Below are 21,467 nucleotides of genomic sequence, written 5' to 3' on the forward strand. Positions count from 1 at the left end.
CATGACGTCCTCCTCACTCTGCCGGCGCGCCGTCGGCGACCGAATTGCTGGTCCAGTCGCCGGACTTCTTCTTGATCGAGCTGACCAGGCGATCGATGCGCGACTGGACGTGATCCGCCCAGATGCCCGACAAGCCGTTCGGGAAGGCCAGCACGACCGCGATGAACAGCGCGCCGAGGCCGAACAACCAGAGCTGCGGGAAGGATTCCGAAAGGCCGGTCTTGGCAAAATTGACCAGCAGCGCACCCCACACCGCGCCGAAGATCGACGTCCGTCCGCCGACGGCGGTGTAGATCACCATTTCGATCGACGGCACGATGCCTACAAAGGACGGCGACATGAAACCGACATTGAGTGCAAACATGGCGCCCCCTATCGCGGCGAAGATCGCAGCCATGCAGAAGGCGAAAATCTTGAAATTGGCGACGCTGTAGCCGGAGAAGCGGACGCGATCTTCCTGCTCGCGCATCGCCACCAGGATGCGGCCAAGCTTTGTCAGCCGGATGAACTGCGCGATAAGGATGCAGCCAAACAGCAGGAACACTTCAAAGAAGTATAAAACGACCTTGGCGTGGTCCGGCCTGATGTCCCATCCCTTCAGTGTACGCAGGTCGGTCATGCCGTTGATGCCGCCGGTATAACCCTGCTGCCCGACAATCAGAATGGTGAGGATGGCGGCGACGGCCTGGGTGATGATCGCGAAATAGGTACCGCCGACGCGGCGCTTGAACATTGCCGTGCCGATGATCAGGGCGAAGAGGCCTGGGACCAGGATGATGGCGAGAACGGTGAAAGTGAGGCTGTGGAACGGCTGCCAGAACAGCGGCAGCGCGGTGATCTGATTCCAATCCATGAAATCCGGAATGCCGGGCGTGGACTGGATCTTGGTGTTCTCGACGCTGGAGGCCTCCAGCTTGAGGAACATCGCCATGCAGTAGCCGCCGAGGCCGAAGAACACGCCCTGCCCCAGACTCAGGATGCCGCCATATCCCCAGCACAGCACGAGGCCGATCGCGACAAAGGCGTAAGTCAAATATTTCGCGACCAGATTGAGACGGAACACATCCAGCGACAGCGGCAGGATCACGAACAGGATCAGGCCCAGTGCAACGAAGCCAATGAGCTCGGATCGATTGAAGAAGCGCGAGTTGATGATCATGACCGTGCTTTCTCGTTCTTACTTGCGAACCTTGAGGCTGAAGAGACCCTGGGGCCGCAACATCAGGATTCCGACGACGGCGAGCAACGTGAGAACCTTGGCCATCGAGCCCGACATGAAGAATTCGAGCGTCGATTGCGTCTGCGAGATCGAGAAGGCCGACGCGATGGTGCCGAGCAGGCTCGCGGCGCCGCCAAACACGACAACCAGGAACGTGTCGACAATGTAGAGTTGCCCCGAGGTCGGACCGGTCGAGCCGATCATGGTAAAAGCGCTTCCCGCTATCCCGGCGATCCCGCAACCGAGGCCGTAGGTGTAGCGATCGACTTTTTCGGTATTGATGCCGACGGCGCCGGCCATGATCCGGTTCTGCACGACCGCGCGGACCTGCCGTCCCCAGCGCGACTTGTAAATGACGTAAGCGACCGCGCACGTGATCGAAACGGTAAGACCCATCACGAAGATGCCGTTGATCGGCACCTCGATGCTGTCGGTCACCTTGAGCGAACCCAGCATCCACTGCGGTAGCTCGACGCCGACCTCGCGCGCCCCGAAGACGGAGCGGTAGGCCTGCTGCAGTATGAGGCTGAGGCCCCATGTGGCGAGCAGGGTGTCGAGCGGGCGCTTGTAGAGGTGCCGGATCAGCACCCACTCCACCAGCATTCCGAGCGCGCCGGAGGCGAGGAACGCCAGCATCATCGCGAGAAAGAAATAGCCGCTGAAAAGACCCGGCAGATAGCTCTGGAACAGATTCGACGTCATCCAGGTGACGTAGGCCCCTAAGATCATGAACTCGCCATGCGCCATGTTGATGACGCCCATCTGGCCGAAGATGATGGCAAGGCCGAGCGCCATCAGCACGTAGACGGAGAACAGGATCAGGCCCGCAAAACCCTGCATGACGAAGATGGAGCCAAGATCGCCAATCGAATAGTCGCCAAACATCTAACTTCTCCGCCGGAGGAAGGTCCCGCGTCGCGAGAGAATTCGCGACGCGGGGTCGTGAAGCGCGGATTGACGGTCCACGCCAGGGAGCGGTTGGAGAGTTGCGGGAAGGCTTCCCGCGCTTATTGGTAGCCCTTCGGGAACGGATCGGGCTCGATCAGATCCGCGGTCTCGAAGATCAGCTCGAACTGGCCATCGAGCTTGGCGCGCCCGACGCGGGTCTTCGACCAGAGGTGATGGTTTTCATGGATGCGCACGTAGCCTTCGGGCGCCTCCTTGAATTCCACGCCGGGCGAAGCGGCCGCGATCTTGTCGACGTCGAAGCTACCGGCCTTCTCGCAGGTCAGCTTCCACAGCCACGGGCCGAGATAGCCGGCTTGCGTCACGTCGCCGATCACGGTCTTCTCGCCCCACATCTTCTTGAAGGCGGGAACGAACGTCTTGTTGTTGGCATTGTCGAGCGACTGGAAGTACTTCATGCAGGCATAGGCGCCCGCGATATTCTCGCCGCCGATGCCGTCGATTTCATCTTCGGTCACCGAAATCGTCAGCAGCGCCTGCTTCGACAGGTCGACGCCGGCCGCCTTGAGCTGCTTGTAGAAGGCGACGTTCGAGCCGCCGACCACGTCGGTGAAGATGACGTCGGGCTTGGTCAGCTTGATCTTGTTGATCACCGAATTGAACTGGGTGCTGCCGAGCGCGTAATATTCCTCGCCGACGACCTTGCCCTTCAGTACGTTCTCGACGTGCTTGCGCGCGATCTTGTTTGAGGTGCGCGGCCAGATGTAGTCCGAGCCGATGAAAAAGAACGATTTGGCGCCCTTCTCCTTGGCGATCCAGTTCAGGCCGGCGAGGATCTGCTGGGTTGCTTCCTGGCCGGTATAAATGACGTTCTTGGACTGCTCGAGACCTTCATAGAAGGTCGGATAGTACAGCATGCCATTGTACTGCTCGACCACCGGCAGCACCGCCTTGCGCGATGCCGAGGTCCAGCAGCCCATGATCGCTGCGACCTTGTCGTTGACGAGAAGCTTCTTGGCCTTTTCCGCAAAGGTCGGCCAGTCGCTGGCGCCGTCTTCCTGGATGAACTTGATCTTGCGCCCGAGCACGCCGCCGGCGGCGTTGATCTGTTCGATCGCGAGCTTTTCGGCCTGTATCGAGCCCGTCTCCGAGATCGCCATCGTGCCGGTGGCCGAGTGCAGGATGCCGACGGTGACCTCCGTATCGGTGACCGCGAGCCCCGTTGTGTTGACGGTGGCGGTTGCGGGACCTGCCCCGAATGAGGGCCGAGGAAGGATCGAAACGAGCGGCAGCGCCGCCGCGCCCATCAGCAGTTTGCGGCGAAGCGGAGACCGCAGTCCCTTGTTTGGTTCGTCTGACATGAGCACCCCATTTTGTTCGAGAACGCTTATTGGTCAGGCGAGGATTGCCCAGAATTGTGCACCGCACAGATACGTGGGATTGCGTATATTGCACCGCAAAATAGCGACGTAGATTTGGTACGGAGTTTGCTGGGCCAAGCGGGTCAGTCGAACTGGGCAGGAGCAGCAAGTGGCAGGGCGGCAGCGGATAGACCGCGTCAGGCGCCAATATAACCAATGGGTCGCCAATCAGACGCTGGAAGACTACGCGCTGCGCTTCACCGCCAAGAGCGCCCGGCGGTGGTCTGCCGCCCGCGTCGCCAATACCGCGCTCGGCGCGATTTCCTTTCTTGCGCTGGAGGCGATCGGCGGCACCATTACGCTCAATTACGGCGCGGCCAACGCCACATCAGCCATTCTTGTCGTCAGCGTCATCATCTTCCTCTGCGGCCTGCCGATTGCCTATCATGCCGCAAAATGTGGCATCGACATTGATCTGCTGACCCGCGGCGCCGGCTTCGGCTATATCGGCTCCACCATCACCTCGCTGATCTACGCCTCCTTCACCTTCATCTTTTTCGCTATCGAGGCAGTTATCATGGCCGCGGCGCTCGAGATGTGCTTCGGCATCCCGCGCCCGATCGGCTATCTCATCAGCGCCGTCGTCATCATTCCCTTGGTGACCTACGGCATCACCCTGATCAGCCGCTTTCAATTGTGGACGCAGCCGCTCTGGATTGTCCTGCACATCCTCCCTTTCGTTGCGATTGCCTACGCCAATCCCCACTCGTTCGCTGAATGGCGGAAGTTCGCCGGCGAACACGGCAACGCCGGCGGTCATCTCGATCTGCTGCTGTTCGGCACCGCTGCCTCGGTGGTGTTTTCGCTTGTTGCGCAGATCGGCGAGCAGGTCGACTTCCTGCGGTTTCTGCCGCGCGATCGCCGGACCTCGCGAATGTCGTGGTGGATCGCGCTGCTCAGCGCCGGCCCCGGCTGGATCATTTTCGGCGCGCTCAAGCTGCTCCTGGGCTCGTTTCTCGCCTACTTCGCGCTGAGCCATGGCGTCGCCAGCGAGCAAGCCGCCGAGCCTGCGCACATGTATCTCGAAGCCTTCCGCTACGTGCTGTCCCAGCCCGATCTGGCGCTGGCGCTGACCGGCACCTTCGTCATTCTCTCGCAGATCAAGATCAACGTGACCAACGCCTATGCCGGCTCGATCGCCTGGTCGAACTTCTTCTCGCGGCTGACCCACAGCCATCCCGGCCGTGTGGTGTGGCTCGTCTTCAACGTTCTGGTAGCGCTGCTGTTGATGGAAATCGGCGTCTACAAGGCGCTCGAGCAGACGTTGGCGCTTTATTCCAACGTGGCGATTGCCTGGGTCGGCGCGCTGGTTGCCGATCTCGTCGTCAACAAGCCGCTTGGCTTGCGCCCGCAGCACATCGAGTTCAAACGCGCGCATCTCTGCGATATCAACCCGGTCGGCGTCGGCGCGATGACGATCGCGACCATTGTCTCGATCTCTGCCTTTTACGGCCTGTTCGGCCCGACAGCGAAGGCGCTCTCCGCCTTCGTGGCGCTCGCAGTTGCCTTCGTCACCGCGCCCCTGATCGCCTGGGTGACCGACGGCAAGTATTACATCGCGCGCAAGCCGAAGCGGAGCTGGCAGAACCTCGAATCGATCCAGTGCTGCATCTGCGAGCACTCGTTCGAGCCGGAGGACATGGCCTCCTGCCCGGCCTATGCCGGCCCGATCTGTTCGCTGTGCTGCTCGCTCGATGCCCGCTGCCATGATCTCTGCAAGCCGCATGCGCGCGCCGGCGCTCAGGTCTCGGACATGCTCGGAAAGCTGTTGCCGGAGACGATTTATGCTCGGATTAATTCGCAGTTCGGGCACTATCTCGGCGTGTTTGCGGTCTCCGCGGGGCTGGTCGGGCTGACGCTGGGACTGATCTATCTGCAGACCTCGGCGGCAATACCCGTCGAAAATTTTGCGCTGTCGGAGGTACTGTGGAAGGTGTTCTTCGCGCTCACCATCATCATCGGCGTGGTGGCATGGTTGTTCGTGCTGGCGCAACAGAGTCGCCGCGCGGCGGAAGCGGAGACGCGGCGGCAGACCGCGCTCCTGATCCAGGAGATCGACGCGCATAAGCGCACCGACGCCGAACTGCAGCGCGCCAAGGAAGTCGCGGAATCGGCAAACCTTGCCAAGAGCCGTTACGTGGTGGGATTGAGCCATGAACTGCGCTCACCGCTGAACGCCATCAGCGGCTATGCGCAATTGCTGGAGCAGGATTCCAACCTCCCCGCCAAGCCCCGCGACCAAGTGCGCGTGGTCCGGCGCAGCGCCGACCATTTGTCGGGACTGATCGACGGCATCCTCGATATCTCCAAAATCGAAGCAGGCCGGCTTTACCTGTCGCGCGACGAGGTCCGCCTGAGCGAATTTCTCGATCAGCTCGTCGGCATGTTTCGCGTTCAGGCCGCCGCCAAGGGTATCGACTTCATCTTCAAGCGGCCTTCGGTGCTGCCGCTCGTCGTCTATGCCGATGAGAAGCGGCTGCGGCAGGTTCTGATCAACCTGCTGTCGAATGCACTGAAGTTCACGCAGACCGGAAACGTGCAGTTCGTCGTGCACTACCGCAGCCCCGTTGCGGAGTTCGAGGTGATCGATACCGGGCCCGGCATTCAGCCGAACGACCTCGAACGTATCTTCGCACCCTTTGAGCGCGGCGCGCTCGGCGTCTCGCAGCCGCAGACCGGCACCGGGCTTGGGCTGACCATCAGCCGCCTCCTGGCGGGCGTGATGGGTGGCGACATCAAAGTGACCAGCCAAGTCGGCAACGGCAGCACGTTTCGGGTGAAAATCCTGCTGTCGGAAGTCACGAATCCGACGCGGATCGCGCCGGTGGAGGCGCCGATCTTCGGCTATCACGGCCCCCGCAAGACGATCCTGATCACCGACGACGATCCGACCCACCGCGATCTCCTGCGCGAGGTGCTGACGCCGCTCGGCTTCATTCTGCTCAGCGCGCCCGATGGCCCCGGCTGTCTCGCGCTGGCGCAGCATTGCCGGCCGGATCTGTTCCTGCTCGACATCTCGATGGCCGGCATGGATGGCTGGACGGTGGCGGAAACGCTGCGCGCAAATGGCCATCACCAGGCGCGTATCCTGATGGTGTCGGCGAGCGCGCTTGAAGCGCATGGCGCGCCGCTGGCGCAACCGTTCCACGACGGCTACCTGATGAAGCCGATCGATATTCCCAAGCTGCTCGAAACCATCCGGCAATTGCTCAAGCTCGAATGGCAGTATGAGGCAGGCGATGTCCCTGCCCCGCATTGGAGGCCGGAGACCGGCTCACGGCCGCCAGTGAAACATGTCGAGGAACTGATCGGGCTCGGGCAACTGGGCTACGTCCGCGCGATCCAGGTCAAGCTCGACGAGATCGGAAATGGCTACCCCGAACATGCCGACTTCGTGTCGCAAATGCGTGCCTTGATCGACCGCTTCGATCTCGATCAGTACATGGCGACCCTGAAAGCCCTGCACAGCTATGATTATTGAACCAAAAAAGCGCGACGTCGCCCTCGTCGTCGACGACTCGCCTGAGACGCTGCGGCTATTGACCGATGCGCTCGACGGCGCGGGCATGACCGTCATGGTCGCGCTCGATGGTGCTTCCGCCATGCGGATCGTCGACCAGATCACGCCCGATATCGTGCTGCTCGACGCTGTGATGCCGGGGATGGATGGGTTCGAGACCTGCAGGCGGCTGAAGCGCGACGCCGGGCTCGACCATGTTCCGATCATCTTCATGACGGGGCTGGCCGAAACCGAACACATCGTGCGCGGGCTGGAGGCCGGCGGCGTCGACTATGTGACAAAACCGATCGCGGTCGAGGAGATGCTGGCGCGCATCCGCGTCCATCTCGCCAATGCCCGCCTGACCCAGAGCGCGCGCGCCGCGCTCGACGTCTCCGGCCGCTATCTGCTCGCCGTGAATGCCGCGGGCAAGATCATGTGGGCGACACCGCAGGCGCAGAAGCTGCTCTCCGAATCGCTCGCCGCCGACGGTGACGATAACGTTGTGCTGCCCGAGCCGATTCCGCAATGGCTCGATGAGGCACGCAGGGGTAAAGCCGCGGCGAAGGCCGCGGCTATGCCGACGCGTCACGGCAACGAGCAGCTTCGCCTGCAATATATGGGGAAGCTCGGCGCGAACGAATTCCTGCTGCGGCTGGCGAAAGATTCCGGCGCGGAAGCGCCAGTGGAATTCTCCAGCGAGTTGGGGCTGACGACGCGCGAGGGCGAAGTGCTGTCATGGCTGTCGAAGGGCAAGACCAATCGCGATATCGCGCAGATTCTAGGACTCTCCCCGCGCACCGTCGACAAGCACCTCGAGCAGATCTATTCCAAGCTCGGCGTCGAGAACCGCACCGCCGCGGCGGCAATCGCGGTGAATGCGAAGAACAGGAGGGGGTGAAGGGGTTGCTCTGCTCCTTCTCCCCGTTCTTCACGGGGAGAAGGTCGGGATGAGGGGCTGTCTCCGCGCATTCGACTCGTGGAGAGAGCCCCCCACCCCGACCCTCTCCCCGCAAGAGCGGGGCGAGGGAGAAGAGCCGGCGCGTCCAATGTCCGTCATTGCGAGCCAACGGGTCGCGCGAATGCGCGCCCGATGACAGGCTCCGCGAAGCAATCCATCGCTCCACAAGCGGAGGCATGGATTGCTTCGTCGCTTCGCTCCTCGCAATGACGCGGAGAAATCAATGCTTCGCCGCTAGCTTCCGCTGTTCGGCATCGCTCGGCGCCATCTGCGCGATCAGCCGCTTCATTTCAGGAATGCAGGAGCCGCAATTGGTGCCGGCTTTCAGCTTCGTCCCGATATCGGCTGCCGAACGCGCACCCGCTGCGATGGCCTCGCAAATCGTGTTGCGGCCGACACCGAAGCAGGCGCAGACGATCGGGCCGGCGTTGGCGAGGCCGTCGGCCGATTTGCCCGACAGCAGCATGCGGCGCTGGTCGTGGTTCAGCGTGTCCGCGGCAAACAGGTCCTTGACCACGTTCCAGTCTCCGGCGTCGCGCGCCGGGCCGATGAACAGGCAGGTGTCGATACGGTCGCCGTCAAAAGATGCGGCGCGATAGACGCCGCCGCCAAAGTCCTTGTACTCGGCGAGATCGTCGCGCGCGATGGATTTCAGCCAGGATTGCCAGCTTGCGACATCGGCATTGTCGGCGAACAGGTAGCCATGGCCGCCGTTGACGGCAACGCGCACCACCCAGGCATGCGCGGGCAGTTCGAGTGGCTTGCGCGATAGTGCGAAGCCGCGGAAGACGTATTCGTACGGCACAATCGAGGCCGGCGTCGCCTTGTTCTCGGGCTGGCCCGAGAACGGATCGGTGACGGGCGCTACCAGCGAGCCGACGCGCGCGCCGGTCGCATTGGCCCCGCTCCAGTGGATCGGCGCGAACAGCATACCGCGCTGCTGGCGTTCGCTGACGATGACGCGGAGCGTGCATTGCCCGTAATCAGTGGTGACCCGCGCGAAATCGCCGTCGGCGACGCCGTATTTTGCGGCATCGTCAGGATGGACTTCGACGAACGGCTCCGACAGATGCTGGCCGAGCCGCGGGCTCATCCCCGTGCGCGTCATGGTGTGCCACTGGTCGCGGATGCGCCCGGTGTTGAGCCGCAAGGGCCGTGCCGCGCTGGTCTCGGTCCGCAGCGCCGGCATCTCCGGCGCGATGAAACGGGCTCTGAAATCGTTGGCAAAGAACCCGCCTTCGGCGAAGAAGCGCGCTTGCGGCTCGGTCCCCTGCCGGACCGGCCATTGCACCGGCGCCATTGCATCGAAATCGCTGTCCGACAGCGACTGCAGCGCGCCGATATCGAAGTCGCGCGCGCCCACGTTCTCGAAGGCCGAGAGCGCGGCGTGCTCGCGAAAAATATCCGCCGCCGAGGTGAAGCTGAAGGCCGCGCCGAAGCCAAGGCGCCTGGCGACTTCGCCCATGATCCACCAATCGGGCTTGGCCTCTCCCGGCGCGGGAAGAAACGCGCGCTGCCGCGAGATGCGCCGTTCCGAGTTGGTCACCGTGCCGGATTTCTCGCCCCAGGCCTGCGCCGGCAGCAGCACATGCGCGCCCGCGTCCACCGTGTCGTTCGAGATCACGTTCTCGGAAATCACGAACAGCTCGAGCTTTTTCAGGGCTTCGCGAACACCGTCCGCGTTCGGCAGCGACACGGCCGGATTGGTGCCCATCACCCACAATGCCTTGATCTCGCCGCGCGCAATGGCCTCGAACATCTGCACCGCCTTCAGGCCCTCATGGATAGCAATGCGCGGCGCCTTCCAGAACCGCCGCACGCGATCGATATCTGGCGGCGTGAATCCCATATGGGCGGCGAGCTGGTTGGCGAGCCCGCCGACCTCGCGGCCGCCCATCGCGTTGGGCTGCCCGGTCAGCGAGAACGGCGACGCACCCGGCAGGCCGATCCGCCCGGTCGCGAGGTGGCAATTGAGGATGGCGTTGACCTTGTCGGTGCCCTGCGCCGATTGATTGACGCCCTGCGAATAGAGGGTGACCACGCGCGGCGTACTGGCAAACATCCGGAAGAATGTTGCGACGTCCTGCTCGGACAGGCCTGTCGCCAGCGCCGTCGCGCCGACGCTGCCGGTGATGCTGCGTGCGCGGGCGATGGCATCGTCGAATCCGGTGGTGTGGAGTTCGATGTAGTCGCGGTCGAGTACGCCGTTGTCCGCGAGGTAAACCAGCAACCCGCTGAATAGCGCCGTATCCGTGCCCGGCCTCAATCCCAGGAACAGATCGTCGTCGCCGACAGTGTCGGTCCGGCGCGGGTCGATCACGACGATGCGCGCGCCGCGCTTCTGCTTGTTGGCGATCATGCGCTGGTACAGCACCGGATGGCACCAGGCCGCGTTGGAGCCGACCAGCACCAAGAGGTCGGCCTCGTCGAGGTCCTCGTAACACCCCGGCACGGTGTCGGCGCCAAAAGCGCGGCGGTGGCCGGCCACGGACGAGGCCATGCACAGCCGCGAATTGGTGTCGACATTGGCGCTGCCGACAAAGCCCTTCATCAGCTTGTTGGCGACGTAGTAGTCCTCCGTTAGCAACTGGCCGGAAAGATAGAACGCGACCGCGCCCGGACCGTCGCGCGCGATGATGTGCTGAAACCTGTGCGCGACATGGTCGAGCGCGTCGCTCCAGGCGACCCGCTCCATGGTTCCTTTGCCGCAACGGATCATCGGATAGAGCAGCCGGTTCGTCAGCCCGAGCGTCTCGCCAAGCGCCGAGCCCTTCGAGCACAGCCGGCCGAAATTGGCGGGATGATCAGGGTCGCCCGAGATCGCCGCCCCGCCCCGCCCGTCCGGCGTCGCCAGAATGCCGCAGCCGACGCCGCAATAGGCGCAGGTGGTTTTGACAGCACGGAGATCGGGATCAACGACCGTCATGCAAGCAACCGGATCATGCGGCTTCCGACCGTGTCGCGAGCGAGCGGCCGAACATCATATCGGCGCGAATTCGGGCCGTCGGCTGACGCGTGCGGATCAATTCGAGATACCAGAGCGCGTCGGCGACATCGCCGATCAGAACTGCGCCGGTCAATCGCCCATCCGCGATTACGAGCTTCTTGTAAGTGCCGTGGTTGATGTCGGAGAGCACGATCGCCTCGCTGCCGTCGCCGCCCATAAAATCGCCGGCGGAGAACACGCTGACGCCGGAAACTTTCAGATTGGTCGCAACGATGCTTCCGCTGTACGACGCTTCATGCCCGGCGAGATGCCGCGCCAGCACCCTCGCCTGCTCATAGGCCGGCTCGACCAGGCCGTAGCAGACGCCGCGATGCTCGGCGCACTCGCCGATGGCGAATACGTCGGGTGCGCCGGTCCGCAGGTGATCGTCGACCACGATGCCGCGGTTGACGGGGATACCGGCTTCCCTGGCGAGCGCGATGTTCGGACGAATGCCCGCGGCAAAGATCACGGCGTCGGATTCAAGCCGGCGTCCGTCCGCCAGTTCGACGCCTTCAACCCGCGTCTCGCCATGAATGCTCGCGGTATTGGCGCTAAGCAGGATCTCGATGCCCTTGCTCTCGACGAGGGATCTTAATAGCGCAGCCGCAGGCGCATCTAACTGTCGCTCCATCAGGCGGTCCATCAGATGTACCAGCGTCACCGGCGCGCCGGCCTTGGCGAGGCCATAAGCCGCCTCGAGACCCAGCAATCCACCGCCGATCACGACGACACGCTTCTTCTGCGCTGCCAGCGTCAACAGCAAGTCGACGTCGCGGCTGTCGCGAAACGTGTGCACGCCGGCGAGATCGGCGCCGGGTACATTCAGCCGCAGCGGCGACGAGCCGGTGGTCAGCACCAGTTTCGAGAACGGAATGCTCTCGTCGTTCTCGATCTTGAGTTCGCGGCGACCGACATCAATCTCGATCGCCACGCAACCATACTTCAGGGTGACGCCGCGGTCGCGCCACCAGGACGCCGGCCGCAGCTCTATGTCCTGCGAAGTGGTTTCGCCGGCCAGCACCGATGACAACAGCACGCGATTATAGGCAAGCCGCGGTTCGTCGCCGATCACGGCGATGGCGTAGCGGCCCAACGCCACCTTGGCGAGTTCATCGACCAGACGGGCGGCGGCCATGCCGTTGCCGACGATGACAAGCGGTTCGCTCATGGCACGTCCTCACCTAGCCGCTTTCGTATGGACCTACGCCGCCTCGACGAAGCGATGCCGCTCGTAGAGGAATTCGAGCACGCGCTGCCGGCACTTGAGGTAGCCAGGGTTGGTCGCGAGCTCGAGCCGCTTGCGCGGACGCGCCAAAGGCACTTCCAGCACCTCTCCGATCCGCGCGCTCGGGCCGTTGGTCATCATCACGATGCGGTCCGACAGCAGCACGGCCTCGTCGACGTCGTGCGTGATCATCAGGATGGTGTTGCCGAGCTTCTGGTGCAGCGCCATCACCGAGTCCTGCAGGTGCGCACGTGTCAGCGCGTCAAGCGCGCCGAACGGCTCGTCGAGCAAAAGCACTTTCGGCTCCATCGCCAGCGCACGGGCAATGCCGACGCGCTGCTTCATGCCACCTGAAATCTCCGACGGGCGCTTGTCCTTGGCGTGCGCCATCTGCACCAAATTGAGATTGTGCATCACCCAGGCGTCGCGCTCGGCGCGGCTCTTGGTCGACGAAAACACCTTGTCGACGCCGAGCTTGACGTTTTCGTACACCGTCAGCCACGGCAGCAGGCTGTGGTTCTGGAAAACCACCGCGCGATCCGGTCCCGGTGAATTGACCTCGCGGTTCTCCAGCAGCACGCCACCATTTGTGGCGCCGGTGAGGCCGGCGACGATATTGAGCAGCGTGGACTTGCCACAGCCGGAATGGCCGATGATCGAGACATATTCGCCCTTCGCGATGGTCAGGCTGATGTCCTTCAGCACTTCCGTCGTGGCATTGCCGCGGGTGAACGTCTTGTCGATATGGTCGAGCTTCAGATAGGCGTGCATGACTTGATCCTTCAGTTCAGCGCGGTACCGCGGGTCACGACCTTCGCCAGTCCCGCGATCAGACGGTCGAGCACGAAGCCGATGATGCCGACATAGAACAGCGCCAGGATGATTTCGCTGATGTGCGAGGAATTCCAGGCGTCCCAGATGAAGAAGCCGATGCCGACGCCGCCGATCAGCATTTCCGCAGCCACGATCGCCAGCCACGATAGTCCGATGCCGATGCGCAGGCCCGTGAAGATGTAGGGCGCCGCCGCCGGAATCATGATCTTGGAGAAGAACTCCAGCGGATTGAGCTGCACGACGGCTGCGACGTTCCGATAATCCTGCGGGATGTTGCGGATGCCGACCGCGGTGTTGATGATAATCGGCCAGACCGAGGTGATGAAGATGACGAAGATCGCCGACGGCTGTCCATCACGGAACGCGGCCAGCGACAGCGGCAGCCAGGCCAGTGGTGGAATGGTGCGCAGCACCTGGAACAGCGGATCGAGCCCGCGCATCGCCCACACCGATTGTCCGACCAGCGTACCCAGCGCGATGCCGACGATGGCGGCGATCGAATAGCCATACGCGACGCGCTGCAGCGAGGCGGACAGATGCCAGAACAGGCCCTTGTCGATGCCGCCATTGTCGAAGAACGGATCGAAGATCAGTTCCTTGGTGTCCTTGAAGACGCGCGACGGCGGCGGCAGCGTCGAGCCGGTGCGGCGGCAGACCAATTCCCAGAACAGCATCAGGAGCGCAAGCACGATCAGCGGCGGTACGACGCGCACCGCGATCTCCTTGCCCATCTTGACGTATTTTTCGGCACGCGGGGCCGGCCTCGGCGTCATCGTCACCACCGGCGCCGCAGAGGTCGGCGAAGCGGTTGGAATGGCCACGGCAGTGGCTTCAGCTTTGATCGCAGGCATCGTCATTGAAAATGCATCTCCGTGTTCAATGAGCGGGCCGCCCGCACCGCGCGCGGCCCGGGCTTGATCAGACTTCAACGCGCTTAATCGAAAGGGACTTCAGGTACGCAGCCGGGTTTTCCGGATCGAACACCTTGCCGTCGAAGAAGGTCTCCTTGCCACGCGAGGTCGAGGCCGGAATCTCTGCGGCGGGGACGCCGAGCGTCTTGGCGGCTTCCTTCCAGAGATCCTCACGATTGACCTTGGCGACCAGCGCCTTGCTGTCGAAGCCCGCTTCGTATTTGCCCCAACGGATATCTTCCGTCATGAACCAGAGATCGTGGCTCTGGAACGGATAGGAAGCGAAGTCGCGCCAGTACTTCATGATGTGCGGCGAGTTCTCGACGACCTTGCCGGGGATGCCGTAGTCGAACTTGCCCGCCGAACGGTCATAAACGTCGTCGACAGGGCAATTCATCCACTGTCGCTTGCCCATAATGGTGGCGAGCTCCTTCTTGTTCTCGGCCTTGTCGGCCCATTGCTGCGCCTCCATGACAGCCATCAAGATCGCCTTGGCGGCCTTTGGATATTTGTCGACCCAGGCTGCGCGCATGCCGAGCGACTTCTCCGGATGCTTGTTCCAGAGCTCGCCGGTGTTGACCGCGGTGTAGCCGATGCCCTGGTTGATGAGCTGCAGATTCCAGGGTTCGCCAACGCAGAAGGCATCCATCGTGCCCACTTTCATGTTGGCAACCATCTGCGGCGGCGGCACCACGATGGTCTCGACGTCCTTGTCGGGATCGATGCCACCGGCGGCGAGCCAGTAACGGATCCACAGATCGTGCGTGCCGCCCGGGAAGGTCATCGCAATCTTCGCCGACTTGCCGGCGGCCTTCTTCTGCTCGAATACGGCTTTGAGCGGTGAAGAGTCAGTCCCGATCTTGAGGTTGGCATATTCCTTGGCAATCGAGATGCACTGCGCATCGAGATTGAGCCGAGCCAGGATGTACATCGGCGTCGGCACGTTGTTCTGCGTCACCTTGCCGGCCGAAATCAGATAGGGCATCGGCGTCAGGATATGCGCGCCATCGATGCCGTTGCCTTCCGAGCCGAGCACGAGGTTGTCGCGGGTGGTGCCCCACGATGCCTGCTTGGCGACCTCGACGTCGGGCATGCCGTGCTTGGCGAAGAATCCCTTGTCCTTGGCGACGAACAGCGGCCCGGCGTCGCTGAGCGCAATGAACCCCAGCGTCGCCTTGGTCACTTCCGGACCGGCGCCTTGCGCAAACGCGCCGGCCGGGAAGTTCAGCTTGGCGGCGGCGAGTAATGCCGCCGTGCCGCCGGTGGCCTTGAGGAGCTGGCGGCGGCTGAAACCGCGGCGTGAGGTCGGATGGGTAGGCTTCGTCATTAGTAGTGCGCTCCTTTGCGTGTGAATGGGGCCCTCCGTTTCGTGTCGCCGCGCGAGACGCATAAGGGCGCGCTCCGGGGATGCCCCGGACGTGCGGCGTCACAATTCGGATAAGTGGTCTCAAGGGACGGCGACAATGGCGTCGGCACTAGCTATTCAAGCTTCGTGCCAAGCCTTCAGCATCTCAAAAAGATTATTGATATCAGTATATTGTCTGATATTTGCCGCAAAAAGCGGCAGCGGTCAGGAACCAGTCATCGCATTCCAAACTTGCGATTCGCTCAATCCTTGTGCGGCGCACAATAATTGAGCAGACAGCGCAGCGCGTCACCTCAGACCTCTTCGGTGGCTTTCGCCATCATCGGTTTCGGCGCGCTTCCCTTGCCTGGCTTCATGCGGAATTCGTAGCTCATAAGGTGCCACGGCTCGCCCGCGGGCTTGCCGTCCGGCATCGTCGGATCGGTACGCTTTTCGATTCTGGCGACCAGCTCGTCCTTGACCCCGAACACCACGTCGGAATCGAGGTATTTGTCGCCGTCGATGAAGACGTGGGTTATCAACGGCTGATAGCCGGGCGCATCGACCAGGAAATGCACGTGCGCCGGCCGCATCGGGTGACGGCGGGTCTGCACGATCATCTCGCCCACCGGGCCGTCGGTCGGAATCGGGTAGCTGCACGGCAGGATGGTGCGGAAGAAGAACCTTCCATCGGCATCAGTAATGAAACGCGCCCGCGACGACGGCCCTTCAGTCGCATAGGCCGGCTTCTGGGAATCATAGAAGCCGTCATCGTCGGCATGCCAGATGTCCACCGGCACGTCGGCCAGCGGCTTGCCCTCGAGGTCGGTGACGCGGCTCTGCACGAACATCCGCTCGCCGGGTAGCGTTGCCGAGATATCGGTGCCGTGCGGCGTCACCTTGTGCTCGCCGACATAGAACGGGCCGAGCACCGTGGTCTCGGTGGCGCCCTCGCGCTCCCGGTGGTTCACGGCATCGACCAGCATCGACACGCCGAGCACGTCGGACAGCAGAATGAACTCCTGCCGGATCGGGGTGCACTTCTGGCCGGTCCGCGTCAGAAAATCGATCGCATATTCCCATTCCTCGAAGGTGAGGTCGGTTTTGCGGACATAGTCGTGGAGTGATTTCACCAGTTCCTGCAGCAGGAATTTGGCGCGCGTATCCGGCGTATTGTCGAAGCTGCGGATGACGGCGGCGGTCAGTTCGGTCTCGCTGAATTGGCGCATTTTTGCTGTCCTGCGGAGATATGCGATGGCTGGGGTCAGCCTATATTACCCTTCCAGCCCACATAAGCACGGCCCGTTGGAACAGGGGACACTTTTCGGCTATCAAGGCCGCAGTCGCCAGCCGGAGATGCCGATGTTAGCCCCCGCCTCGCCCGAATCCGCCGGAATGTCCAAGGCGGCCCTCGATCGCCTCGAAAATCATCTGAAGCAGCGCTACATCGATGCCGGCCGCTTCCCGGGGACGCAGCTCCTGATCTATCGCCGCGGCAAGGTCGTCCACTCGTCCGCGCAGGGCTTTGCCGACCTTGAGCGCAAGGTGCCGGTCAAGGACGACACGATCTTCCGCATCTATTCGATGACCAAGCCGCTCACCTCCGTCGCCTTCATGATGCTGGTCGAGGAAGGCCGCGTCGCGCTCGACGAGCCCGTGCACAACTATATTCCGGCATGGAAGAACCTCGGCGTGTTCGTGGCCGGTACGCACCCAACCTTCCTGACCAGGCCGCCGTCACGGCCGATGCTGATCGTGGATCTGTTGCGGCACACCTCCGGCCTGACATACGGCTTCCAACAACGCAGCAACGTCGATGCGGCCTATCGCGAGAATAAGATCGGCGAAGTCATCAAGGCCGGCACGCTGCAAGGCATGATCGACGATCTTGCAAAAATTCCGCTGGAATTTTCGCCGGGCGAGGCCTGGAATTACTCCGTCGCCACCGACGTGATCGGCTACCTCATCGGTTTGATCAGCGGCAAGCCGTTCGAGCAGTTTCTGAAGGAGCGCATCCTCGATCCGCTCGGGATGAAGGATACCGATTTCTTCGTGCCCAAGGACAAGGCGCATCGGTTCGCGGCGTGTTATTCGGCCGATCCGCAAGGCGGCTTCAACCCGCTCGCCGCCGAGCGCAAGGGCACGCTGACGCTGCAGGACGACCCGGCGACGAGTTCATTCCTGTCGCCGCCCTCCTTCATCTCCGGCGGCGGCGGCCTGTGCTCGACCACGGCCGACTATCTCACCTTCTGCCGGGCGCTGCTCAATGGCGGCGAGCTCGGCGGTGTCAGATTGTTAGGTCCGAAGACGCTGAAGCTGATGACGTCCAACCATCTGCCCGGCGGGGTCGACCTGCCGGCGATGTCGCGCTCGCTATTCTCGGAAGCGGCCTATAACGGCATCGGCTTCGGCCTCGGCTTCGCCGTCACCATGAACCCGACGCAGACCTTGATTGCCGGCAGTCCCGGCGAGTTCAACTGGGGCGGTGCGGCGACGACATCGTTCTTCATCGATCCGGCGGAAGAACTGATCACGATCTTCATGACTCAGGTGCTGCCGTCGAGCGCCTATCCCTTGCGGCGGGAGCTGCGCACGATGGTGTATGCCGCGATCACCGACAGCAATCTTTGAGGTCGGCATTCTCTGAGGTCGGCGGCCGGGCCACACGGCGGAACCCGGCCGCTTCTCCAGTCGGCTGAATATCTTACCTTATCCTCTTATTATTCTTGGCGAAGTTCGGCGGCTTCTCCTATGCTTGCCCCGATTGGGCGCCGATCCGGGGCTTGCGTTGAAACTTTCACTGCCAGTGCGTCTTGTCCTTCTGGTCGCGGGAACCACGCTGCCGTTGATTGTTTTCGCGGCCGGCATCGTTTTCAACCATTATAAACAAGACCGCCAGAACGCGACGCAACGGGTCCTTGAAACGGTTCGCAGCATTCGCCTCGTGCTCGACTCGGAGATGCAGCGGATCACCGGCGCACTCCAGGTGTTGTCACTGACAAACGCAGTGCGCGACGGGGATTTCGAGGGTTTCCGCCGCATCTGCCAAGGTTTTCTTGACCAATATGGCGAAGGCGGCGTCGTGCTGGTGGCGGACCGCGAAGGCCGCCAGGTGTTCTCTTCTCTCACGCCTGATACGGCCAACCTGCCGTCCCGCAACAATCTTCCGTTGGTCGAAAGGGTGTTCGCGGAAAAGAAGCCGGTCTATTCCAACCTGTTCTATGGGTCGGTGAAGAAGCGGCTGATCGTAACGGTCGAAGTGCCCGTCATCGTCGATGGCGAAGTACTCTACGACATTTCCTTCAGTCCACCGATCGAGATTTTCCAGGCGATGGTCGAGCAGCAGCGGCCGAGCAAGGACTGGACGATCTCGATCTTCGACGGCGAAGGCACCAATTTCGCGCGCGTGCCTAACCCACAGGATACTGTCGGTAAGCGTGCATCGCCCTCGCTCTATACGGAGATGTTCAACAACCCGGAAGCCACCCTGCCGACGGTATCGCTCGAGGGCGTGCGGCTGATTACGAGCTTTACCCGATCCTCGCTTACCGGCTGGACCGTTGCCGCCGGCGTTGCCGAAAGCTCGCTGGTCGCGCCGCTCTGGCGCAACCTCGCGATCACGAGCGTAATGGGCGCCGTGCTGCTAATGGTCGGGCTCGCCTTCGCGGTGCGGATGGCAACCCAGATCGCCCGCGGCGAGATGCTCCACAATCTCCTGATCGAGGAGCTCAACCATCGCGTCAAGAATACGCTCGCGGTCCTGCAGTCGATCGCCACCCAGACCTTCCGCAGCGCGAGCCGGGCGGAGCGCGAGAAGTTCGAGGGAAGGCTCGGCGCGCTGGCGGAGGCGCATAACTTGCTCAGCCAGGAGAAGTGGCAAGGCGCGGAGCTGCGGGAAGTGATTGCGCGGGTGCTGCAGCCCTACCTGCTCAACAATGCGGAGCGGGTGCGGATGTTCGGACCGCAGGTCCCACTGTCGCCGCGGCTTGCCGTTGTGCTGTCGATGATCGTGCACGAGATCGCAACCAATGCCGCTAAATACGGTGCGCTATCGAACGACACCGGGACCGTCGCGGTGGATTGGGAAATCCTCGAAGAAAGCGACGGGCGCAAGTTGCGGTTGATCTGGACCGAGGCAGGCGGCCCGCCCGTCACGGCACCGGTGCAGCGCGGCTTCGGCTCGCGCCTGATCGAGCGCAGCGCACGCGACCAGCTCGGCGGCGAAGCAACCGTCGACTTTCTACCGCGCGGTGTTGTCTACACCGTAAGCTGCGCGCTCGACAGCGAAGAATAGCTATTTAAGCATCTCTGGCACGATCAGGCGCGGCAGGAACAACGAGACGCTCGGCCAGACAATGACGGCGACCAATACCAGCAGCATCGGTATCAGCATGATCAACGTGTCTTTCAGCGCGTAGCGCAGCCGTACGCCCGCGATCGAGCAGGCGATCATCAGGCACAGACCATAGGGCGGCGTCACCAGTCCGAACGCCAGCGACACGATCGAGATGATCGCAAACTGAACGGGGTGCAGGTCGACCGACTTCGCTAAGGGTTCCAGCACGGTGCCGACAATCACGATCGCCGGAATGGCGTCGAGAAAACAGCCTACGACCAGGAAGCAGAACGCGATGAAGAAGCCGGCCGCGACCGCGCCCATACCCCAGGTCGAAACGTTGGCCAAGAGCTCCTGCGGTATCTTGTAGTAGGCCAGCAGCCAGCCGAACGCGCTCGCGGTGCCGATGCAGAACAGCGCGACGCCTGCCAGGCGCCCGGTATCGAGCAGCGCCTTATAGAGTTCGCGCGGGCCGGTTTCGCGGTAAAAGAACGCCGACAGCACCACGGAATAGAGCACGGCGACGCAGGCGGATTCGGTGGCGGTGAACCATCCGAGCAGGATGCCGCCGACGATGATGAACGGCGTCATCAGCGCCGGTATCGATCGCCAGATGGCGTAGCCGATGTCGGTCCAAGTCGATTTCGGGTAGGTCGGATAGCCGCGGCGTACCGCGTAGACATGCACGGTCGCCATCTGGGCGCCCGCGATCAACAGGCCGGGGACGATGCCGGCCAGATACATAGCTGCGATCGAGGTCGAGATCAGTCCGCCCCAGACGATCATCAGGATCGAGGGCGGGATGATGACGGCAAGCACCGCTGTTACCGCCGTGATGGCGATCGAGAACGAGAGGTCGTAACCTTCCTTGGTCTGGGCATCGATGAAGATCTTTGACTGGCTTGCGGCATCCGCAGTGGAAGAGCCGGAAATGCCGGCAAAGAACACCGACAGCACGACGTTGATCTGCGCCAGCGAGCCCGGCCAATGCCCGACCATCGAGCGCGACAACGCCACCAGGCGGTCGGTGATGCCGCCGATGCCCATCAGGTTGGCGGTCAAGAGGAAGAAAGGCACGGCGAGCAGGATGAACGAGTTGTAGGCGTTGAAGGTTTCCTGCGCGAGCGACATCATCGACAGGCGGGGCTCGATCACCAGGATCGGTACGCAGGCAAGACCCAGCGCAAACGCCACCGGCACGCGCACGATGAGCAGGCCAACGAAAACGCCAAACAGCACCAGTGCAGCCTCTCCGGCGGAAAGTACATTACCGTTCATCGCTCGCCCCGACCAGAATTTTCAATTCGTCGATGATCTGTTCGCCGGCAAAGACGATCCACGTCACACCCGCCGCGGGCCATGCGACATGAATCATCCAGAGCGGTAGATCGGCCAGTTCCGACGTTCGGTTCCAGGCGAACCGCGTAAATTCCAGGCCAGCCCACACGAATACCAGCGCCATCGCCAGCACGCCGAGGCGCGCGACGATCCGCACCGCGGCTTCCGCCCGCCGCGACAGGGTGGGCCAGATGTCGACCTCGAAATGCTGCGCCTCCCTGATCCCGACCATGGCGCCGATCATGATGGTCCAGATGAACAGGAAACGCGCCATCTCCTCGGTCCAGATGTAGGACGGAATGAACGGCGTGTAGCGCGAGATGACCTGCAGGGTGACCGGAACGACCAGAATGCCGACACATGCCGCGAGCAGGATTTCGAGTAATTTCGCGTAGGCCGCCGTCGCTCGTCGCCATAGCGACGGGTTCGGCGGCATCGATATTTCAGTCATCATGGCTCCGGGGGGTACCGATCACGGAATGG

General features: G+C 62.6%; 15 protein-coding genes. 4 read left to right on the forward strand and 11 right to left on the reverse strand.

The genetic code is table 11. From position 1 onward, the window contains the following. Positions 1-13: 13 nt before the first annotated feature. The 3 genes from urtC to urtA form a co-directional block, all read right to left on the reverse strand. Complete coding sequence (gene urtC, locus YUO_RS0111180; RefSeq protein ID WP_035726581.1) at positions 14-1,159, reverse strand: urea ABC transporter permease subunit UrtC; 1,146 nt, start codon at positions 1,157-1,159, stop codon at positions 14-16. Positions 1,160-1,177: 18 nt separating this feature from the next. Then, positions 1,178-2,104 (reverse strand): urea ABC transporter permease subunit UrtB, encoded by a 927-nt coding sequence (urtB, locus tag YUO_RS0111185; RefSeq protein WP_028347328.1) that lies wholly within the window; start codon positions 2,102-2,104, stop codon positions 1,178-1,180. Positions 2,105-2,226: 122 nt separating this feature from the next. Next, entirely contained in the window at positions 2,227-3,486 is a 1,260-nt protein-coding gene (gene urtA / locus YUO_RS0111190; RefSeq protein ID WP_028347329.1) for an urea ABC transporter substrate-binding protein, read from the reverse strand. Between the two features lie 169 nt (positions 3,487-3,655). Here urtA and YUO_RS0111195 point away from each other — a divergent pair, with 169 nt between their 5' ends. Next, complete coding sequence (locus YUO_RS0111195) at positions 3,656-7,027, forward strand: hybrid sensor histidine kinase/response regulator (protein WP_028347330.1); 3,372 nt, start codon at positions 3,656-3,658, stop codon at positions 7,025-7,027. After that, a complete protein-coding gene (locus YUO_RS0111200) occupies positions 7,017-7,946 on the forward strand; it encodes a response regulator transcription factor (protein ID WP_028347331.1) in 930 nt (309 codons plus the stop codon). Before YUO_RS0111195 ends, YUO_RS0111200 begins: the two co-directional genes overlap by 11 nt. 280 nt (positions 7,947-8,226) lie before the next feature. Here the strand turns inward: YUO_RS0111200 and YUO_RS0111205 are convergent, their stop codons facing one another. From YUO_RS0111205 to YUO_RS0111230, 6 genes are all read right to left on the reverse strand, one after another. Further along, a complete protein-coding gene (locus YUO_RS0111205; RefSeq protein ID WP_028347332.1) occupies positions 8,227-10,932 on the reverse strand; it encodes a nitrate reductase in 2,706 nt (901 codons plus the stop codon). A gap of 13 nt (positions 10,933-10,945) precedes the next feature. Beyond that, positions 10,946-12,163 carry an NAD(P)/FAD-dependent oxidoreductase gene (locus YUO_RS40485; protein WP_051379380.1) on the reverse strand — a complete coding sequence of 406 codons (1,218 nt, stop codon included), beginning with the start codon at positions 12,161-12,163 and terminating at the stop codon, positions 10,946-10,948. Between the two features lie 33 nt (positions 12,164-12,196). Beyond that, positions 12,197-12,991: an ABC transporter ATP-binding protein gene (locus tag YUO_RS0111215; RefSeq protein WP_028347333.1), complete on the reverse strand. Its 795-nt coding sequence runs from the start codon at positions 12,989-12,991 to the stop codon at positions 12,197-12,199. Positions 12,992-13,002: 11 nt separating this feature from the next. Continuing rightward, positions 13,003-13,911 carry a nitrate ABC transporter permease gene (gene ntrB / locus YUO_RS0111220; protein ID WP_028347334.1) on the reverse strand — a complete coding sequence of 303 codons (909 nt, stop codon included), beginning with the start codon at positions 13,909-13,911 and terminating at the stop codon, positions 13,003-13,005. Between the two features lie 61 nt (positions 13,912-13,972). After that, positions 13,973-15,292 (reverse strand): CmpA/NrtA family ABC transporter substrate-binding protein, encoded by a 1,320-nt coding sequence (locus tag YUO_RS0111225; RefSeq protein ID WP_028347335.1) that lies wholly within the window; start codon positions 15,290-15,292, stop codon positions 13,973-13,975. Between the two features lie 332 nt (positions 15,293-15,624). Further along, entirely contained in the window at positions 15,625-16,539 is a 915-nt protein-coding gene (locus YUO_RS0111230) for an intradiol ring-cleavage dioxygenase (protein WP_028347336.1), read from the reverse strand. Positions 16,540-16,666: 127 nt separating this feature from the next. Between YUO_RS0111230 and YUO_RS0111235 the strand changes: the two genes are divergently transcribed. Next, complete coding sequence (locus YUO_RS0111235; protein WP_430649536.1) at positions 16,667-17,941, forward strand: serine hydrolase domain-containing protein; 1,275 nt, start codon at positions 16,667-16,669, stop codon at positions 17,939-17,941. Positions 17,942-18,098: 157 nt separating this feature from the next. Next, positions 18,099-19,604: a sensor histidine kinase gene (locus YUO_RS0111240; protein WP_035726631.1), complete on the forward strand. Its 1,506-nt coding sequence runs from the start codon at positions 18,099-18,101 to the stop codon at positions 19,602-19,604. Here YUO_RS0111240 and YUO_RS0111245 read toward each other — a convergent pair whose 3' ends face one another. Together YUO_RS0111245 and YUO_RS0111250 are read right to left on the reverse strand one after the other, a co-directional pair. Beyond that, positions 19,605-20,924: a TRAP transporter large permease gene (locus YUO_RS0111245; protein WP_028347339.1), complete on the reverse strand. Its 1,320-nt coding sequence runs from the start codon at positions 20,922-20,924 to the stop codon at positions 19,605-19,607. Beyond that, positions 20,914-21,435 carry a TRAP transporter small permease gene (locus tag YUO_RS0111250; protein WP_028347340.1) on the reverse strand — a complete coding sequence of 174 codons (522 nt, stop codon included), beginning with the start codon at positions 21,433-21,435 and terminating at the stop codon, positions 20,914-20,916. The genes YUO_RS0111245 and YUO_RS0111250 overlap by 11 nt, the downstream gene beginning before the upstream one ends. Positions 21,436-21,467: the final 32 nt, after the last annotated feature.

It is taken from the genome of Bradyrhizobium murdochi, from assembly GCF_000472965.1.
GTDB classification, from domain to species: Bacteria; Pseudomonadota; Alphaproteobacteria; order Rhizobiales; family Xanthobacteraceae; genus Bradyrhizobium; species Bradyrhizobium murdochi.

What these genes read in the sequence shown, in the direction of transcription:
- urtB (WP_028347328.1), bottom strand. Translation starts at nt 2,104, where the DNA reads ATGTTTGGCGACTATTCGATTGGCGATCTTGGCTCCATCTTCGTCATG.
- YUO_RS0111230 (WP_028347336.1), bottom strand. Translation starts at nt 16,539, where the DNA reads ATGCGCCAATTCAGCGAGACCGAACTGACCGCCGCCGTCATCCGCAGC.
- YUO_RS40485 (WP_051379380.1), bottom strand. Translation starts at nt 12,163, where the DNA reads ATGAGCGAACCGCTTGTCATCGTCGGCAACGGCATGGCCGCCGCCCGT.
- YUO_RS0111250 (WP_028347340.1), bottom strand. Translation starts at nt 21,435, where the DNA reads ATGACTGAAATATCGATGCCGCCGAACCCGTCGCTATGGCGACGAGCG.
- YUO_RS0111205 (WP_028347332.1), bottom strand. Translation starts at nt 10,932, where the DNA reads ATGACGGTCGTTGATCCCGATCTCCGTGCTGTCAAAACCACCTGCGCC.
- YUO_RS0111225 (WP_028347335.1), bottom strand. Translation starts at nt 15,292, where the DNA reads ATGACGAAGCCTACCCATCCGACCTCACGCCGCGGTTTCAGCCGCCGC.
- urtA (WP_028347329.1), bottom strand. Translation starts at nt 3,486, where the DNA reads ATGTCAGACGAACCAAACAAGGGACTGCGGTCTCCGCTTCGCCGCAAA.
- YUO_RS0111245 (WP_028347339.1), bottom strand. Translation starts at nt 20,924, where the DNA reads ATGAACGGTAATGTACTTTCCGCCGGAGAGGCTGCACTGGTGCTGTTT.
- YUO_RS0111215 (WP_028347333.1), bottom strand. Translation starts at nt 12,991, where the DNA reads ATGCACGCCTATCTGAAGCTCGACCATATCGACAAGACGTTCACCCGC.
- YUO_RS0111200 (WP_028347331.1), top strand. Translation starts at nt 7,017, where the DNA reads ATGATTATTGAACCAAAAAAGCGCGACGTCGCCCTCGTCGTCGACGAC.
- urtC (WP_035726581.1), bottom strand. Translation starts at nt 1,159, where the DNA reads ATGATCATCAACTCGCGCTTCTTCAATCGATCCGAGCTCATTGGCTTC.
- ntrB (WP_028347334.1), bottom strand. Translation starts at nt 13,911, where the DNA reads ATGACGATGCCTGCGATCAAAGCTGAAGCCACTGCCGTGGCCATTCCA.
- YUO_RS0111235 (WP_430649536.1), top strand. Translation starts at nt 16,667, where the DNA reads ATGCCGATGTTAGCCCCCGCCTCGCCCGAATCCGCCGGAATGTCCAAG.